Annotated in this window: 18 protein-coding genes; 6 read left to right on the forward strand and 12 right to left on the reverse strand. The window is 62.9% G+C overall.

The genetic code is table 11. The annotated features are described in order from the left end of the window. Window positions 1-6 precede the first annotated feature (6 nt). The 8 genes from FJ418_RS20140 to FJ418_RS20175 form a co-directional block, all read right to left on the reverse strand. Window positions 7-738 carry a GXGXG domain-containing protein gene (locus FJ418_RS20140; RefSeq protein WP_140868603.1) on the reverse strand — a complete coding sequence of 244 codons (732 nt, stop codon included), beginning with the start codon at window positions 736-738 and terminating at the stop codon, window positions 7-9. 4 nt (window positions 739-742) lie between these two features. After that, on the reverse strand, window positions 743-1639 hold the full coding sequence (locus tag FJ418_RS20145) for a glutamine amidotransferase family protein (RefSeq protein ID WP_140645125.1): 897 nt from the start codon (window positions 1637-1639) through the stop codon (window positions 743-745). An 86-nt stretch (window positions 1640-1725) separates the two neighbouring features. Beyond that, the gene (locus FJ418_RS20150) at window positions 1726-2055 is read right to left on the reverse strand and encodes a hypothetical protein (protein ID WP_140868606.1); all 330 of its coding nucleotides are present in this window, start codon (window positions 2053-2055) and stop codon (window positions 1726-1728) included. Next, the gene (locus FJ418_RS20155; protein ID WP_181167004.1) at window positions 2052-2741 is read right to left on the reverse strand and encodes a hypothetical protein; all 690 of its coding nucleotides are present in this window, start codon (window positions 2739-2741) and stop codon (window positions 2052-2054) included. The genes FJ418_RS20150 and FJ418_RS20155 overlap by 4 nt, the downstream gene beginning before the upstream one ends. Before the next feature lie 46 nt (window positions 2742-2787). Beyond that, on the reverse strand, window positions 2788-4194 hold the full coding sequence (locus FJ418_RS20160; RefSeq protein WP_095768771.1) for an APC family permease: 1407 nt from the start codon (window positions 4192-4194) through the stop codon (window positions 2788-2790). Window positions 4195-4206: 12 nt separating this feature from the next. After that, window positions 4207-4368 (reverse strand): hypothetical protein, encoded by a 162-nt coding sequence (locus FJ418_RS20165; protein ID WP_140657747.1) that lies wholly within the window; start codon window positions 4366-4368, stop codon window positions 4207-4209. Between the two features lie 67 nt (window positions 4369-4435). Then, window positions 4436-4813, reverse strand: a complete 378-nt coding sequence (locus FJ418_RS20170; protein WP_140645121.1) for a hypothetical protein — start codon at window positions 4811-4813, stop codon at window positions 4436-4438. A gap of 11 nt (window positions 4814-4824) precedes the next feature. Beyond that, complete coding sequence (locus tag FJ418_RS20175) at window positions 4825-5112, reverse strand: hypothetical protein (RefSeq protein WP_095768768.1); 288 nt, start codon at window positions 5110-5112, stop codon at window positions 4825-4827. A 284-nt stretch (window positions 5113-5396) separates the two neighbouring features. On the opposite strand from FJ418_RS20175, the gene FJ418_RS20180 reads away from it, so the two are divergent. Genes FJ418_RS20180 through FJ418_RS20195 form a run of 4 tightly spaced genes read left to right on the forward strand, consistent with a single transcriptional unit; the run spans window position 5397 to window position 9181 of the window. Beyond that, window positions 5397-6530: an aminomethyltransferase family protein gene (locus FJ418_RS20180; protein ID WP_140857469.1), complete on the forward strand. Its 1134-nt coding sequence runs from the start codon at window positions 5397-5399 to the stop codon at window positions 6528-6530. A gap of 42 nt (window positions 6531-6572) precedes the next feature. Next, window positions 6573-7169, forward strand: coding sequence for a dimethylamine monooxygenase subunit DmmA family protein (locus FJ418_RS20185; protein WP_140645119.1), 597 nt, complete (start codon window positions 6573-6575; stop codon window positions 7167-7169). Further along, a complete protein-coding gene (locus FJ418_RS20190; RefSeq protein WP_140868609.1) occupies window positions 7166-8131 on the forward strand; it encodes a PDR/VanB family oxidoreductase in 966 nt (321 codons plus the stop codon). Before FJ418_RS20185 ends, FJ418_RS20190 begins: the two co-directional genes overlap by 4 nt. Window positions 8132-8140: 9 nt before the next feature. Then, the gene (locus FJ418_RS20195; protein ID WP_140857467.1) at window positions 8141-9181 is read left to right on the forward strand and encodes a DUF3445 domain-containing protein; all 1041 of its coding nucleotides are present in this window, start codon (window positions 8141-8143) and stop codon (window positions 9179-9181) included. A 249-nt stretch (window positions 9182-9430) separates the two neighbouring features. Here the strand turns inward: FJ418_RS20195 and FJ418_RS20200 are convergent, their stop codons facing one another. Then, a complete protein-coding gene (locus tag FJ418_RS20200) occupies window positions 9431-10153 on the reverse strand; it encodes an XRE family transcriptional regulator (protein ID WP_140657734.1) in 723 nt (240 codons plus the stop codon). A gap of 261 nt (window positions 10154-10414) precedes the next feature. On the opposite strand from FJ418_RS20200, the gene FJ418_RS20205 reads away from it, so the two are divergent. Next, window positions 10415-11773: an NAD(P)/FAD-dependent oxidoreductase gene (locus FJ418_RS20205; RefSeq protein ID WP_140868612.1), complete on the forward strand. Its 1359-nt coding sequence runs from the start codon at window positions 10415-10417 to the stop codon at window positions 11771-11773. 75 nt (window positions 11774-11848) lie between these two features. Here the strand turns inward: FJ418_RS20205 and FJ418_RS20210 are convergent, their stop codons facing one another. From FJ418_RS20210 to FJ418_RS20220, 3 genes are all read right to left on the reverse strand, one after another. Further along, window positions 11849-12613: an SDR family oxidoreductase gene (locus FJ418_RS20210; protein ID WP_140857464.1), complete on the reverse strand. Its 765-nt coding sequence runs from the start codon at window positions 12611-12613 to the stop codon at window positions 11849-11851. A 90-nt stretch (window positions 12614-12703) separates the two neighbouring features. Continuing rightward, entirely contained in the window at window positions 12704-13594 is an 891-nt protein-coding gene (locus FJ418_RS20215; RefSeq protein ID WP_140868717.1) for a DUF427 domain-containing protein, read from the reverse strand. A gap of 2 nt (window positions 13595-13596) precedes the next feature. Next, window positions 13597-15255: an ABC transporter substrate-binding protein gene (locus tag FJ418_RS20220; protein WP_140868615.1), complete on the reverse strand. Its 1659-nt coding sequence runs from the start codon at window positions 15253-15255 to the stop codon at window positions 13597-13599. 129 nt (window positions 15256-15384) lie between these two features. Between FJ418_RS20220 and FJ418_RS20225 the strand changes: the two genes are divergently transcribed. Further along, window positions 15385-16293 carry a LysR family transcriptional regulator gene (locus FJ418_RS20225; RefSeq protein ID WP_140868619.1) on the forward strand — a complete coding sequence of 303 codons (909 nt, stop codon included), beginning with the start codon at window positions 15385-15387 and terminating at the stop codon, window positions 16291-16293. The last annotated feature ends 4 nt before the right edge of the window (window positions 16294-16297 follow it).

Raw genomic sequence — 16297 nt, forward strand, 5'->3', positions numbered from 1 at the left:
CTTGCCTCAATACGCGTCGGCGTTATCGATGTTGAAATTGTAGAGTTTGCGGGCCGAGCCGTAGCGCTTGAACTCCGAGGCCTTGACGCCGGTCACGCCGGCCTTGTCGAGCAGGGCCTGCAGCAATTCGATATGCTCGGGCCGCATCTCCTTGGCGATGCAGTCGGCGCCGAGGCTTTCGACCTTGCCGCGCACGAAGAGCCGCGCCTCGTAGATGGAATCGCCCAGCGCATCGCCGGCATCGCCCAGCACGACCAGATTGCCGGACTGTGCCATGAAGGCCGACATGTGGCCGATATTGCCGTGCACGACGATGTCGATACCCTTCATCGAAATGCCGCAACGCGACGAGGCGTTGCCTTCGATGACCAGCAGGCCGCCGCGGCCGGTGGCGCCGGCATACTGGCTGGCGTCGCCCTTGATGACGATCGAGCCTGACATCATGTTCTCGCCGACGCCGGGACCGGCAGAGCCGTGCACGGTGATCGCGGCGCCGTCATTCATGCCGGCGCAGTAATAGCCGACGCTGCCGCGCACATCGATGCTGACCGGCTGGTCGACGCCGACCGCCACAGAGTGGCTGCCCTTGGGGTTGAGCACTTCCCAGGCGGTCTCGTTGGAGCCGGGCGTGAGCTTGTGCAGCGCCTGGTTCAGTTCGCGCAGCGACTGTTGCGAGAGGTCGAAGACCCTCGCATGGCTCTGATCCCGCTCGGCTTTCGACATTATGGTTGCCGGCATCGGCTCAGTGCTCCCAGAAATAAACGGTTGCGGGCTCGGGTTCCCAGACCCGCGCATTGTCGATGCCGGGAAGCTTGGTCAGCGCGCGATATTCGGAGCCGAAGGCGACATACTGGTCGGTCTCGGCCATGACGGCGGGCTTGCAGGCGATCGGATCGCGCACCACGCCGAAGCCGTTCTTGGTGCCGACGACGAAGGTGAAGAAGCCGTCGAGGTCGGAGAGCGTGCCTTCCAGCGCCTCGCCGAGATTCTTGCCGTGCGCCATGCGGTTGGACAGATAGGCGGCCGCCACTTCGGTGTCGTTCTCCGTCTCGAAGGTCATGCCGTCGCGGATCAGCTCTCGGCGCACATTGTTGTGGTTGGAGAGCGAGCCATTGTGCACCAGGCACTGGTCGGCGCCGGTCGAGAACGGATGCGCCCCCATCGTCGTCACCGCCGATTCCGTCGCCATGCGGGTGTGGCCGATGCCGTGGGTGCCGGTCATGGAGCGCACGTCGAAGCGATCGACGACGGCTTCCGGCAGGCCGACTTCCTTGTAAATCTCGACTGCTTCGCCGGCGCCCATGATGCGGATGTCGGGCCGCAGCGTCTGCAGCGCCTCGCGCGCGGCGTCGACCTTGTCAGGCGCGGTACGGATGACGGCGTGGGTGGATTTCGTGGCAAGACTGACGGGAGCGCCGATCGCCTTGGCGAGCTCGACATCGAGGCCGCGGAAATCGCGCTCCGGCTTGGCCGACTGGATGGTGATCTTGGCTTCATTCTTGGAAGGGGCGCCATAGATGGCGATGCCGGCACTGTCCGGGCCGCGGTCGCTGAGCGACACCAGCATCTCCGACAGCATCGCGCCGAGCTTCGGCTCCAGCGCCTTGTCCTTCAAGAAAAGTCCGACGATTCCGCACATGCCAGCCTCCGGCGTTTTTTGGCTCTCAGATGATGTACCCAATGAGTTGGCCAAATTCAATTGGTATGAAAGAAATTTTCCTGTCGTTATATATTCGACGGCACATCACCTTCGGCACTATCGCCGTCCGGACGCGCCTTGTGAACCCAGATCGCGTGGCGGATGCGCGCCATCCTGTAGGCGTCGAGGATCGAGAGGGCATAGATCAGGAAACCGCCGGCATGGCGGCCGATGAAGCCGGCTTCGGCCGGCGCCAGCTTGGTCGTTATCCAACCAAGGATCACCATGAAGAACAGGAACTGCAGGCCGCGCGCCGGCACGCCGAGCATGACATGGCCGCTTGCCGGCAAAACGATCGCCGCGCCGAGCACGAGATACGGATTGGCCGGGGCGGAGGAAGCGGTCTCGTCGGTCATGCTGCCTGCCTTTCGCGCCGGTTGATGGCTTCGCGCAGGCCCGAGGCCACCGCGAGCAGGCGTTCGATCGAGGCAGGATCGATCCTGGTATCGCCGAACGCCGCCTGCCGGAACACGCCGTAGCGGGCGCGTTCGGCCTCCGCCAGCAGCCAGACGATGCGCACGCCGTTCGGCGTGACCAGCAATTCCTTGGCGCGACTTTCGGCAAAAATGCCGGTATGCGCGGCGATCAGGTCCTGCGGGAAAGCGACGCCCTTGCGGTCCGTCCTGAGCACTGCGTCGGCGGGAAAGCCGAGCACCTTCGGCAGCGTGTGCGCAAGATGATCGAAATTGGAAAACGTCGTCGCCGAATTCGGCCGCATCATCATGTCGAACGTACCCGGCACCGCGACCGGCTCGGTGATCGAAACGCTGAGCCAGCGTGTCGGCAGCTTTCGTGTCGCCAGCGTGTCGACGATGGTGCGCAGCTGGACGCGCTGGCCGTTCCAGGAACCGGCCCAGGTGACGACGCCGGCCGTGCCGTCGGAAATGTCGGCGGCGTCCGCAATGACGCTGCGAACGCTGGCCGTATCGGCGGCCAAGGCAGCCTTCGCCCTGTCGCGGCCGGCACGCGCCAGCCAGGCGATATGGACGACGACGCCCAGTGCGATCGCCCCGGTAAGCAATACTGACGTCAGCTCGGACATCGCGACACGCCACGGCCCGCCATCGAAAGGCGGGCCTTCACTCCACTCAATAACCCTGCGGCTTCGGCCACGGCATGGAGAACTGGTCGCCGCGCCGCACGAACTTGTAGCGGTAGAAGTGGAACCACAGCGAAATCAGGAAATAGAACACCGTCATCGCGATCAACTGCGAGCCGAAGCCGAGGAAGATGGCGAAGAACGTCACCATGCACAGGCAGAACAGCACGATCGCGGGCAGCGGGTGGAAGGGGTGCGTGTAGCCGCGGCGGATCGAACCCAGCGGCCACTTCTTGCGGAACATCATGATGTTGATGCTCATGAAGGTGTATTGCAGCACGCCCGACAGGATCGAGAAGGTGATCGCCTGGTTGAGATCGGCGATGAAGGCGAAGGCCAGCGCGATCGGCAGCAGGAACAGGATCGAGCGATAGGGCGTGCGGTATTTCGGATGCACCGCCGAGAACCAGCTCGGCAGATAGCGGTCGCGGCCGAGCGAGAACCAGGCGCGCGCCGCGTCGTTGATGCAGCCATTGGCCGACGCGAGCGCGGCCAGCAGCGTCGCGATGAAGAGCAGGTTTTCGAGCAGCGGGCTGCCCGTCAGTTTGCCGGCGTCCCATAGCGGATAATAGGTGATGCCGAGATATTCCCAGGGCATCAGCGAGGCGCAGACATACCAGGTCATCGCGGCGGCGATCAGAAGCGTGATCATGCCGGCCATAGTGCCGTAAGGCAGCGAGCGCGCCGGCGAGCGCACTTCCTCGGCCGCCTGCGTCGTGCCCTCGATGCCGAGATAATACCAGATGCCGAACTGGAAGGCGGCAATGACGCCGATCCAGCCATAGGGCAGGGCGTTGCCGGGCGTGACCAGCTCGTTGAGCTTCAGCACCGCGCCTTGCGTCCACGGGCTGACGGAGAAGAACAGGATCACGATCGAGACATAGGCGATCGCGGTGATGACGAAATTGACGTTGAGCGTCATCAGCACGCCGCGATAGTTGAGCCAGGCGAGCACGACGATGGTGGCGGCGATGAAGGAGTTGTGCGTCAGCCCCTCGACGCCGGCCTTGGCGACGATCGTGTCGCCGAGCAGGATCGCGTCCGACACTTCCAGCATGGTGTAGGCGAACACCAGGAACAGCGCGACGTTGAAGGCCATCAGCGGCCCGACGATATGCTTGGCTTGCGCATACTGGCCGCCGGCGGCTGCGACGGTGGACGTCACCTCCGAATCGATCATGGCGACCGAGGTGTAGAGCAGTCCGACCACCCAGCAGACGATCAGCGCGGCGAGCGCGCCGCCCTTGTCGGCGGAGAAATTCCAGCCGGTGAACTCGCCGACCAGCACGATGCCGACGCCCAGCGCCCACACATGCGCCGGGCCGAGCACCCGAAGCAGCGAGACCCTGTCGCCGTGGATTGTCGTCGTTTGTGCCGTTTCAACCGCAGCCGTCATGTCAGTCCCCACTCAGATCCGGTGTTTTTCGGAAACGGCTTCAAGTTCACCTTCACGGGAAGACGTCAGAGTCTCCTCGGAATAGGTCGTATCGACCTTGAACCAGTCGTAGAGCATCCACAGCGCAAGCACGGCCGAGATGGCCCAGCAAACGTAAGACAGTCCCATCCACATGATGTTTTCCCCGGACTCTTTGTCGTCGAAGTCTCTTTGTCGTCGAAAGTCTCTTTGTCGTCGAAGTTTACTTGTCGTCGAACTTCTCGTTGATGACCTCGCGATATTCCTTATCGGAGGCGCGGAACAGGAAGACGAAATAGGCGATCAGCACGATCGCCATGATGATCAGCGTCGGCCAGTCGATGATGTAGTGGAAGCGGTTCTGGATGATGTCGTGCGCCGTCTCCGGCGTGTAGCCCAGCTTCTCCCAGATCGAGGCCATGGTCGCGTTCTGGCCGAGCGCGTCCCAGGTCTTGGCGTCAAGCGCGTCGATCGACTTCGCCGCCCCGGCAAAGCCGAGTTTCAGCGGCAGCCAGAGCGCCACGAAGATTGCGACCACCACGACCGCGATGTCGAAGACCTGTCCGGCCTTGCTTTGCTCCGGCGGGGTATAGCGGGCCATGGTTTCTCCCTTCAGGATTGACGGTTGCGGGCGGCGTCGGCGTTCTTGATGTCGAGCCCGTAGATGAAGTCCTTGTCTTCCTTGTAGTGGTTGAGCATGGCGAGGATCGCGGCGGTGTTGAAAATCAGCACCGCGGCGGCTGCAACCGCCACCACGAGCTTGATGCCGCTGTGCGGAATGTATGGCCATGTCATCAGGAGGACGAAGAGGATCGTTGCCCACAGGCAGACGATCAGGAGCACGGACCCACGCACGTCGGAACGGTACAGCGCTTCGATGCGCTGCTGCATGTCGGACATCGGTTTTCCCCTTCTGGCGACGTCCGGCCACGCAACCGACCGGGCGTCCACTCTTTCAACAGAGTGAAATTTTTTTCATAAATTCCGCTCGATTCCCGAAATTGTCAAGCCGGATTTACGCATCGTAAACCGTTTGTTCAGGTCAAGAAATTTGCCTGACAATGAAATTATTTGCTTCAAGGGGATTGCAGGGCTTCGCCGTTTGCGGTCAATATTCGACCAAGCTCCGCCACCAAGCAGGAGCAGGGAACGGCAACGACTTAAATCGCACGGAGGACGATCGGATGACGGCATCCTGGAGATTCTCGACCCTGGCGGATCGCCATCGCGCGCTCGGCTCGAAACTCGAGGACTGGAGCGGCATGGGCACCGCCTGGACTTACGACAAGGATGCCGACGCGGAATATGTCGCGATCCGCACCAAGGCCGGGCTCATGGACGTCTCCGGCCTTAAGAAGGTCCACATCACCGGGCCGCACGCTTCGCATCTCATCGACCTCGCCACGACGCGCGACGTCGAAAAGATCTATCCCGGCAAGTCGGCCTATGCCTGCATGCTGAACGAAGCCGGAAAATTCACGGACGACTGCATCCTCTATCGCATCAGCCCGAACTCCTGGATGGTCGTGCACGGCTCCGGCACCGGCCACGAGGAACTGCAGCGGGCGGCGATGGGCCGCGATGTTTCGCTGCGCTTCGACGACAATCTGCATGACCTGTCGCTGCAGGGACCGACCGCCGTCGACTACCTTGCCAAGCACGTGCCCGGCATCCGCGATCTCAACTACTTCCATCATATGCACACGCAGCTCTTCGGTTTCCCGGTGATGATCTCGCGCACCGGCTACACCGGCGAGCGCGGCTACGAGATCTTCTGCCGCGGCCAGGATGCCGGCACGATCTGGGACAGGATCCTCGAGGAGGGCAAGAGCGCCGGCATCATTCCGTGCCGCTTCACCACGCTCGACATGCTGCGCGTCGAGAGCTACCTGCTCTTCTACCCCTACGATAATTCCCAAAGGTATCCGTTCGAGAACGAAGGCCCCGGCGACACGCTGTGGGAACTCGGCCTCGACTTCACCGTCAGCCCCGGCAAGACCGGCTTCCGCGGTGCCGAGGAACACTATCGGCTGAAGGGCAAGGAGCGCTTCAAGATCTATGGTGTCCTGCTCGACGGCAAGGAGCCGGCCGACGAAGGCGCGCCTGTCTACCGCGACGGCAAAAAGGTCGGCGTGGTCACTTGCGCCATGTATTCGCCGCTGGTCGAGAAATCGATGGGCATCGCGCGCCTCGATGTCGACTGCGCCGTCAAGGACACCAAGCTCGAGATCCGCAACAAGAGCGGCTCCATCAAGGCGACGGCGCAGCCCTTGCCGTTCGACGATCCGAAAAAGACCAAGCGGACCGCCAAGGGCTGAGGCATCATCAAGGGGGAGGGATTTCGGGGCACGAAGGAAAGAATGGCAGCCAAGACGATCATCAGCCGGCCCATTTACGGAACGCTCTCTCCGCAGCCCGGCAAGCATCATCTTTTCATCGCCGACGCAGAAGGCGCGCTCGCGATAACGAACATGGCCGGCAAGGCTCCGCCCGGCTTCTTCGACGGAGCCGAGATCGTCTTTATTCCCGACTCCGAGGGCAAGCACATCTCAGCGCTTGAGGCGCTGAGGCCGGCCCAGCTCCATCTGCCGCCGTCCTTCGCCAGCCTCCTGCCGCGGCTCAGGCAGACGCTGACCAACGCCCATATGGGGTTGCGCCTCTATCTTGCCGGCACCGAGGGCCTGATCGGCCAGGCCATGCAGGCCGCCCTCGAAGCCGGCATCGACCACACCTCGATTGAGACCGAGCATCGCGGCTCGCTGGCGCGGCGCATGCAGTGCGTGCACTGCAAGGGCATCACCGAGAATGTGACCACGCAGCCGGCCACTTGTTCGCATTGCGGCCTGCTGCTTCTGGTGCGCGATCACTATTCGCGGCGCCTCGCCGCCTTCCAGGGCGTGTGCATCAACGCCGAGGATCGCTCCGAGATTCCTCCGATGGAGGAGGCCTTCCCATGAGCACCGGCACCACCAAGCTCGACGTCGTCGTCAGCGACGTCGTTCCCGTCAACGATCTCGTCACCCGCTTCCATTTCCGCCGCCGCGACGGCGAGCTGCTGCCGACCTTTTCCGGCGGCGCCCATGTCGTGGTCGAGATGCGCGACGGCGACCGCACCAGGCTCAATCCCTATTCGCTGATGGGCTCGCCGCTCGACACGCGCGAATACACCATTTCCATCCGGCGCGACGATGTCGGCCGCGGCGGCTCGCTGTTCATGCATAGGTCCGTCAAGCCTGGCCTGGAGATGGTGATAAGCTATCCCGTGAACCTGTTCTCGCTCGATCTGAGAGCAAAAAAACACCTGATGCTGGCTGGCGGCATCGGCATCACGCCCTTCATGGCGCAGACCGCGCAACTGGCAGGGGACGGCGGCAATTTCGAATTGCACTACACCTGCCGCACCGCTTCGCTCGGCACCTATGCCGATGTGCTCCGAGAGCGCTACGGCAACCGGGTCAGGCTCTATCACGACGACCGCGAGGAGCGCATCGACCTCGAGCGGCTCTTGTCCTCGCAGCCGCTCGGCACGCATCTCTATATCTGCGGCCCAGCCGGCATGATCAACTGGGTGCGCGATCGCGCGGCAAGCCTCGGCTGGCCGCCGGAGACCGTGCATTTCGAGCATTTCGCGGCCCCGCAGCCCGGTGCGCCGTTCGACGTGACCTTGGCCGTCAGCGGCAAGACGATCCGTGTCGGCGAGCAGCAGAGCCTGCTCGAAGCCATAGAGGCAGCCGGCGTCGATCCGCCTTATCTGTGCCGCGGCGGCGTCTGCGGCCAATGCGAGACCAATGTGATCTCGTCCGACGGCAAGTTCATCCACAACGATCACTGGCTGAGCGAGGAAGATCACCGTTCAGGCTGCAAGATCATGCCTTGCGTCTCGCGCTTCGAGGGCAAGTCGCTGGTCCTGGAAAGATAGGAGGCGTCAATGGGCATCACCTTTCGCAAGGAAACTTTTCGCGACGACTTCACCTTCAAGAACAGCCCGGAGCACATCAGGCGCTTTCCGTTCCCGTTCAACGAAGATGCCTACATGTATGCGGTCAACATCGAGCCGCATGTCGTCGGGCCGAAGGGCAGCGTGCTCGAAAACCTGATCGACGTCGACGAGCACTATGTCGCCGAGATGCAGGACCGCGCGCTGGTGCTGGCCGAGGATCCGCTGCGCTGCCAGTCGCTGCCGCACATGACGCTGGCCGGCTGGGACCTGCTCGAGCTTCTGATGGAGCAGCAGGCGCTGGGATATCCCGAGCATTTCACACTGGAGCGAAACGGCGACCGCTGGCGCTGGATCAACCGTCCCCTCGGCATCGACGACACCTTCACCTTCGGCGACACCTCGACGCTGCCCTACGGGCCGATGGAGTATATCACCCGCCAGAGCCAGGGCGATTTCTGCATCCTCGACCAGCGCGACGGCAATCTGTGGATGGATGCCGGCATGGTCACCACCCAGGCCGACTGGTCGCTCGACTTCGACATCGGCATGAATTTCTTCGAATGGCACGCGCCCGTGCCGTTGGCGCATGAGAAGGGCATCTTCACCCGCGCGCTGAAATTCCTCACCAACATCCAGCAGGGCAAGCCGGCCAGGCGCCTCAACTGGACGATGACCATCAATCCGCGCCTCGACACCAGCCCTGAGAATTATCACAAATGGGGTCCGGACCGCGCCACCGTCACGCCCGAAAATGTCGGCGACAAGGTGCATCTGCGCGTCGAATTGCAGAGCTTCTGGCGTCTGCCGCGCTCCAACGGCATCGTCTTCCCGATCCGCTGCTACCTGATCAAGATGGACGAGCTGGTGACGCAGCCGAAATGGGCGCGCCGCCTGCACCGCGTCATCCGCGACCTGCCGGAAGAGCTCGCCACCTACAAGGGCCTGACGCGGTACAGGTCGACGCTGGTCGAGTGGCTCTCGAAGCTCGACGACGGCAGCCCGACGTCACCGGGATTCGGGCCGGATTGAACCGCTGATCTCCGCCTTGGGCGCCCCGGCGCCGACGTCGGAGATTGGCCGAAACCCCCATGATGTCGTCATACTCGGGCTTGACCCGAGTATCCATGCCGTGACCTCGGGTGTAGGGCGCAAGTGCGCGGAATTCCGTAACCGTTGCAACGCTTTAGCGTCGCGGCATGGATTCTAGGGTCTGCGCGCGTCGCTTCGCTCCCTGCTTCGCCCTAGAATGACGAGCGCGGTAAGGGCGAGATCAGCCAATCACCCGGCCCTGTTCTGCGGATAGCAGATGATCGACAGATATCGCATCGGAAGCTGCGTCAGCTCTTCCGGTCCGTGCGGCGCGTCGGCGTCGAAGAAAAGGCTGTCGCCCGGCTTCATCGGATAGAGATTATTGCCGTGCCGGTAAACGACTTCGCCCTCGAGCATGTAGAGGAACTCCATGCCTGCATGCTGGAAGGTCGGGAACACGTCCGAATTCTCGGTGAGCGTGATGAGATAGGGCTCGACGACGACACCGCTGGTGTTGGCGCCGATGTGGCCGAGCAGATTATACTGGTGGCCGGCGCGCGTGCCGCGCCGCTCGACGTCGACGCCTTCGCCGGCCTTGACGAAGACGGCGCTGTGCTCTTCCTCGAAACGGCGGAAGAACGCGGTCACCGGAACGCCCAGTGCCCGCGACAGCGCCTGCAATGTCGTCAGCGATGGCGAAGTGATGCCGTTCTCGATCTTCGACAGCATGCCGAGCGAAATGTCTGTTGCCGTGGCGAGATCGGCGACGGTGATGCCGAGCTTCTTGCGGAACGCGCGAACCTCATGGCCGATCGCCACTTCCAGCACTTTTTCGCGCGTGTCGCGGATGGCGTGCGGATTCTGCGTCAGCGGCGTGCGGATCGTGCGCCCGTCCGCCGAAACGCGCTTCGACGGCGCCTTGCCCTTCGCTGCCGCATCGGTGGACCTGGTGCCGGAATTCTTGTTCGCCATGTCGCCCCCGACTCTCGCGGATTTATTTCACTCAAGGTGAACATATGCGGTGGCGATACAAGAGCGCAACCGCGACTGCAAGCCGACGAGTGTCGCAGGGGACCGATGGCTGGAACGCGAACGCCACGGCTTTTGCGCACAAAAACCGTTTCACGCAAACGTCGTTGCCGCAGATGTTTGTTGACAGCACCGAAGACCCAATTACTGTCACTGTGAGTGAAATTTGTTTCGCTGGGGAAATCAAAAAAGAGGAGGCCCGCAATGAAATCTCGTGTTGCCGTCATCGGCGCCGGACCGTCCGGTCTGGCGCAACTAAGGGCCTTCAAGTCGGCTGCCGACAAGGGTGCCGAGATCCCGGAAATCGTCTGTTTCGAAAAGCAGAGCGACTGGGGCGGCCTGTGGAACTACACCTGGCGCACCGGCCTCGACGAGCATGGCGATCCGGTGCATGGCTCGATGTATCGCTATCTGTGGTCGAACGGCCCGAAGGAATGCCTCGAATTCGCCGACTATACGTTCGAGGAGCACTTCGGCCGGCCGATCGCCTCCTATCCGCCGCGCGCCGTGCTGTGGGATTACATCAAGGGCCGCGTCGAGAAATCGGGCCTGCGCGACTGGGTGCGCTTCAACAGCCCGGTGCGCATGGTGACTTATTCCGACGACACCAAGAAATTCACCGTCACCGCGCATGACCGCAGCAACGATGTGACCTACTCTGAAGAGTTCGACAACGTCGTCGTCGCCTCAGGCCATTTCTCGGTGCCCAACGTGCCGTTCTTCGAAGGCTTCCTGACCTTCAACGGCCGCATCCTGCACAGCCACGACTTCCGCGACGCCATGGAGTTCAAGGGCAAGGACATCCTCATCATCGGGCGTTCCTACTCGGCCGAGGATATCGGTTCGCAATGCTACAAATACGGCGCCAAATCGATCACCTCCAGCTACCGCTCCAAGCCGATGGGCTTCAAATGGCCGGAGAACTGGAAGGAAGTGCCGCTGCTGCAGAAGGTCGTCGGCAAGACGGCGCACTTCAAGGACGGCACCACCAAGGATGTCGACGCCATCATCCTGTGCACCGGCTACCTGCATTCCTTCCCGTTCCTGACCGACGACCTCAAGCTCAAGACCGCCAACCGCATGTGGCCGCTCGATCTCTACGAAGGCGTCGTCTGGGAGAAGAACCCGAAGCTTTTCTACATCGGCATGCAGGACCAGTTCTACACCTTCAACATGTTCGACGCGCAGGCCTGGTACGCGCGCGACGTCATCATGGGCCGCATCAAGCTGCCGTCGGCCCAGGCGATGGCCGAGCACGGCGCCAGGTGGCGCGCGCGCGAGGAGACGCTCGAGGATGCCGAGCAGATGATCTGGTTCCAGGGCGACTACACCAAGGAACTAATGGACCAGACCGACTATCCGGGCTTCGACGTCGAGGCGGTCAACCGCACCTTCATGGAGTGGGAGCACCACAAGATGGAAAACATCATGACCTTCCGCGACAACGCCTACCGCTCGCTGATGACCGGCACCATGGCGCCGGTCCATCATACGCCCTGGCTGCAGGCGCTGGACGATTCCATGGAGAGCTATCTCGAGGTGAAAGGGGTCGCGGCCGAGTAGGACGGCGCGCTCACGCCAACGCTCCCGATGTGAAATCAAAATGTGCGGGGTGTCTCGCGGGACACCCCGCACGATCTACCAGCAGACGTAGCCGCCATCGACGATCAGGTCGAGGCCGGTCACGAAGCTGGACGCGCGGCTGGCCAGGAACACGGTCGGTCCGACCATTTCCTCCGGCGCCGCCATGCGACCCATGGGCGTGTCGCGTTTGAAAACCTTCACTTCTTCCGCCACCTCGGGCCGTTTGTTCATCGGCGTCAACGTGTAGCCGGGGCTGATGACATTGACGCGCAGGCCGCGATCGGCCCACTCCATGGCGAGGCTCTTCGACATGTGGATGACGGCGGCCTTGGAGGAATTGTAATGCGCCTGCGTCAGCCCCCGGTTGACGATGGTGCCCGACATCGAGGCGATGTTGATGATGGAGCCTCTTTGCCGCGTCAGCATCTTGCGCGCTTCAGCTTGGCAGGACAAGAACACGCCCGCCACGTTGACATCGTGAATCTTGCGCCACGTCTCCAGCGACAATGTCTCGGCAGGGTCGGAGCCGGCGATGCCGGCATTGTTGACGGCGACGGTCAGCGCGCCAAGCTCTGCCTCGACGCGGTCGATCGCCGAGGCGAGGTCGCTCTCGGAGGTAACCGTGCCGGTCAGCACCAACGCTTTGCGGCCAAGGGCCGTGATCCGGTGAGCAGTCTCCTCAAGCCCGCCCTTGGACGCATGGCCGAAACAGGCGACGTCGGCGCCTGCTTCCGCCAGCCCGATCGCGATGGCCTGGCCGATGCCGCTGCCGGCCCCGGTGACCAGCGCCACGTCGCCATTCAGCTTGAAAAGATCCATTGCTCGCCCTCCCTGACTGCCGGGAAGGTATGCGCTGAACTGGGTCTCGATCAAGCGGCCTGAGATGGCTGCGCCGGCGCGCCTCGAAGCTCAGAAATAGCCGTCCGACGCCGCCGTCGCTTCCTTCGGGATTTCCACCCCGTCGACCAGGATCTTGTCGACCAGCTCATGGTGGAAGCAGACCAGCCCCTTGATCCGCTCGGCCTCGTGCACTGGCTCTGGATAGTACCAGACCAGGTTCTCGTGTCGCTTCTTCGGGGTCGTCACATGGTAATAGTTGGAGATGCCCTTGTAGGGGCAGCGCGAGATGTAGCGGCTGGGCGAAAACATATCGAGCCGCGTGTCCGAGATCGGCAGATAATGCCGCACCGGATGGCCGGTCTCGAACAGGAACACGCCGCGCCGCGAATCGGCCACCTGCTCGCCGTCGAGGATCACCTGTACGCGCCGCGATGAAGGCAGGCAGTCGACGCGGCGGAACGGATCGCGGGCGTGCACGAAGATCTCTTCGTCCTCTTCATACCAGTGGGTCATCTTCGGCCAGTAGAAAGAGATGTGGTCGCCGATCGGCGGACAGCCCTTGACGGGGTCGAGGTAGCGCCAGGCGCCGTCCTCGACCAGCGTGATGCCGGTGTTCAGCGAGTAATGCGTGGCGACACCCTTGAACGGATCTTCGGTCGTCGTCCGGCTCGGCAGCAGGAACTCTTCCCGTACGTCGCTCATCGGGAAGTAGTATACGGGCAGATGGTCGCTCTCCTGGAACACCAGCGCCTTGGTGGTATCGGCGACGATCATCGGCCCGATCTGCACCCTGATCCGTTTGGGCGAGGGCATGGTGAAGGCGACATAGCCCGGTTCGAACTCGTACTGCACGATCGTGTCGAGCACCGGGAAATGCGGCCCGCGGCCGCGCAGATGGGGCTTGCGAATGGTCGTCGTCCTCTTCTCGTCGTTTGCCGCCGGGTTCTTTCGCGCAACCATGGTCATGACGCCACCGATACGCGATCGAGCAGCAGCCCGGCCGCGATCGGCGGCAGGCCGCTGACATTCTTGCGCACCGGCACCAGAAGGTCCGGGAAATAGCTGAAGATCACAGGCGTCTCGTCCAGCAGCAGCTTCTGGATGTCGGAAGCGGCCTTGCGCTGGGAGTCGAGGTCGAGCGCCTTCAAATAGCCGGCGACCATGCCGTCATAGGTCGCGTTCTTGAAATGCGCCGCGTTCCACGGACCATCGCTGACCAACGGGCTCTTCAGGAAGACGTTCGGCACGCTGCGGTGCGCGTAGTCGGTGATGCCGAGCGGGCTGTCCAGCCAGTCCGACTGGCCGAACACCGCCTTGCCGTAATATTTGTCCTGGTCCTCGATGTTGAGCGAGATGCGGGCGCCGATCTCCTTGGCGAAGTTCTGGAACAGTTGCGCGTAGCCGGGAATGTCGGAATAGCGCAGCGTCGTCAGCGTCATGTCGAAGCCGTTGGCGAGCCCCGCCGCTTCCATCAGTTGCTTGGCCTTGGCGATGTCCTGCGTACGCTGCGGCACCGACTTGTCGGTGACCGGGAAGGCCGGCGCGAACGGGCTGTCATTGCCGGTCGCGGCCATGCCGCGGCAGAGTCCGTCGACCAGTTGGGAGCGGTCGATGCACAAGGCCAGCGCCTGGCGCACGCGCTTGTCGGTGAATGGCGCCATGTCGCAGCGCATATGGAGCTGGCGATGCGCGGTCGAGGCGACGCGCAGCACGGTGATGTCGGGATTGCCCAGCACCACCTGGCTGACGTCGAGCGGGATCGCGTCGAGAACGTCGACCTCGCCCGCCTGCAGCGCCAGGATGCGCGGCTGCACGTCGGCATAGAACTTGAACTCGAGCCGGTCGGGCAGCGCTTTCTCGCCCCAATAATCGGGATTGCGCACGAAGCTGGCGCCGACCTTCGGCGTGTAGCTTTCGAGCCGGAACGGACCGGTGCCTTCGAAGGTCTTCTCGTAGTCGCCCTTGTAGCTCGCCGGCAGGATGACGGCGTTGTAATTGTCGATCGACACCGAATAGGGGAAGCTGCCGTTCGGCGCGTCGAGATGGAATTCGACCGTGTGGTCGTCGACCTTGCGCGTGCCGCCCTTCGACAGCAGGCCCTTGAACACCGACAGCGCGTTGGACGTGCCGTTCGGGTCGGCAAGGCGATCGAAGGTCGCCACGACGTCGTCGGCTTTAAAAGCCTCGCCATTGTGGAATTTCACGCCCTTGCGCAGCTTGAAGGTCCACACGCTGCCATCGGCGTTGGGCGACCAGCTTTCGGCCAGCACCGGCTTCAGCGTCAGGTCGGGCTGCGTCACGCACAGGAACTCGGCCGTCTGGAAAACCAGCTGATAGCTGCCGCTGTCATAGTAGGTGACGGGATCGATGGCGCCGCCCGGCACCGCGACGCCGGCGCGCACCGTGCCGCCTGGCTTGCCTTCGGCGCGCGCTTGCGGAGCGCCGAGGCCGATCGCCGAAGCGATGCCGCCGAGGAAAGGCAGCGACAGGCCGAGCACGCTGCCATGGCGCAGGAATTCGCGCCGGCCGATCCTGCCGGCGAGCAATTCGTCGATAGCGGAATTTTCGATTGCGCCGAGGGTTTTGCGAGCGGCGTCGATCGTCCTGAAATGCTTCGGCATGGCGGCATTCCCTGTTTTTGTCGCGGGGGGCTTTGGCATTTAGGCCACTGTTGACCGCGACCGGAAAGCGATATTTTTTGATTGGAGCCATCGGAATTTTCGATGGCGGCACACTGAAGGCGAGGAACCATGGACACCGAGAATCTGCGCAGTTTCCTGGAGGTCGCGGCGCATGGCAGCTTCACCGTCGCCGCTCATCGGCTGAACCTCGCCCAGTCCACCGTCAGCGCGCGCATTCGCGGCCTCGAGGAACAGTTGGGCCGCAAGCTGTTCGTTCGCGATAGTGACGGCATCACGCTGTCGCCGGCCGGCCGGCAGTTCCTGCCGCATGCCTCGACGATCACCCGCACCTGGGAGCAATCGCGCCAGGACATCGCCGTTCCCGATGGTTACGAAACGCTGCTGAGACTGACCGCGCCCGCCTATCTCTGGGACAGCATCACTTCGCCCTGGATCGAATGGATGCGGGCGAAGCGGCCGAATGTGGCGCTCAGGCTGGAAGGCAGTTTCCCGGATCTGGCGGTCGACCAGATCGCCGAGGGCTTGCTCGACATCTGCATCCTCTATCTGCCGAAGCCGCATCCCGGCATCGTCTATGAGACCTTTGCTGTCGATCAGGTGGTGCTGGTCCAGCACGCCGAGCAGCCAGGATCGTGGACCGACAACTACATCCTGATGGATTGGGGGCTGGAGTTCCGTATCGAGCACGACCGTGCTTTTGCCGGCATGGTGAAGCCGGCGATCTCGGCCGGGCTGGTGTTCATCGGCCTGCAGCACGTCTTGTCGCAGAAGGCGGCCGCTTACTTGCCGCTCAGCGCGGTGAGCTCGCATATCGAGCGCGGCGAGTTGAAGCGCGTGGAGGGCACGCCGGTGTTCCAGCGCCCGATCTATCTTGCCTATCCCGCCAATCCGGCATCGTCCGATGCTCTCGACATTGCGCTGAAAGGCCTCCGCATGCTGGTAAGGGACTGGTCGGACGCAAGCGGCTTCGCCGAGGGCGACCGCGCCCTCAGCATGGCGGATGCGCCGGTGCCCTGATTGT

It is taken from the genome of Mesorhizobium sp. B2-8-3, assembly GCF_006440815.1.
Classification (GTDB): domain Bacteria; phylum Pseudomonadota; class Alphaproteobacteria; order Rhizobiales; family Rhizobiaceae; genus Mesorhizobium.

Coding starts and splice junctions, on each gene's coding strand:
- FJ418_RS20140 (WP_140868603.1), bottom strand. CDS start 738: ATGCCGGCAACCATAATGTCGAAAGCCGAGCGGGATCAGAGCCATGCG.
- FJ418_RS20145 (WP_140645125.1), bottom strand. CDS start 1,639: ATGTGCGGAATCGTCGGACTTTTCTTGAAGGACAAGGCGCTGGAGCCG.
- FJ418_RS20150 (WP_140868606.1), bottom strand. CDS start 2,055: ATGACCGACGAGACCGCTTCCTCCGCCCCGGCCAATCCGTATCTCGTG.
- FJ418_RS20155 (WP_181167004.1), bottom strand. CDS start 2,741: ATGTCCGAGCTGACGTCAGTATTGCTTACCGGGGCGATCGCACTGGGC.
- FJ418_RS20160 (WP_095768771.1), bottom strand. CDS start 4,194: ATGACGGCTGCGGTTGAAACGGCACAAACGACGACAATCCACGGCGAC.
- FJ418_RS20165 (WP_140657747.1), bottom strand. CDS start 4,368: ATGTGGATGGGACTGTCTTACGTTTGCTGGGCCATCTCGGCCGTGCTT.
- FJ418_RS20170 (WP_140645121.1), bottom strand. CDS start 4,813: ATGGCCCGCTATACCCCGCCGGAGCAAAGCAAGGCCGGACAGGTCTTC.
- FJ418_RS20175 (WP_095768768.1), bottom strand. CDS start 5,112: ATGTCCGACATGCAGCAGCGCATCGAAGCGCTGTACCGTTCCGACGTG.
- FJ418_RS20180 (WP_140857469.1), top strand. CDS start 5,397: ATGACGGCATCCTGGAGATTCTCGACCCTGGCGGATCGCCATCGCGCG.
- FJ418_RS20185 (WP_140645119.1), top strand. CDS start 6,573: ATGGCAGCCAAGACGATCATCAGCCGGCCCATTTACGGAACGCTCTCT.
- FJ418_RS20190 (WP_140868609.1), top strand. CDS start 7,166: ATGAGCACCGGCACCACCAAGCTCGACGTCGTCGTCAGCGACGTCGTT.
- FJ418_RS20195 (WP_140857467.1), top strand. CDS start 8,141: ATGGGCATCACCTTTCGCAAGGAAACTTTTCGCGACGACTTCACCTTC.
- FJ418_RS20200 (WP_140657734.1), bottom strand. CDS start 10,153: ATGGCGAACAAGAATTCCGGCACCAGGTCCACCGATGCGGCAGCGAAG.
- FJ418_RS20205 (WP_140868612.1), top strand. CDS start 10,415: ATGAAATCTCGTGTTGCCGTCATCGGCGCCGGACCGTCCGGTCTGGCG.
- FJ418_RS20210 (WP_140857464.1), bottom strand. CDS start 12,613: ATGGATCTTTTCAAGCTGAATGGCGACGTGGCGCTGGTCACCGGGGCC.
- FJ418_RS20215 (WP_140868717.1), bottom strand. CDS start 13,594: ATGGTTGCGCGAAAGAACCCGGCGGCAAACGACGAGAAGAGGACGACG.
- FJ418_RS20220 (WP_140868615.1), bottom strand. CDS start 15,255: ATGCCGAAGCATTTCAGGACGATCGACGCCGCTCGCAAAACCCTCGGC.
- FJ418_RS20225 (WP_140868619.1), top strand. CDS start 15,385: ATGGACACCGAGAATCTGCGCAGTTTCCTGGAGGTCGCGGCGCATGGC.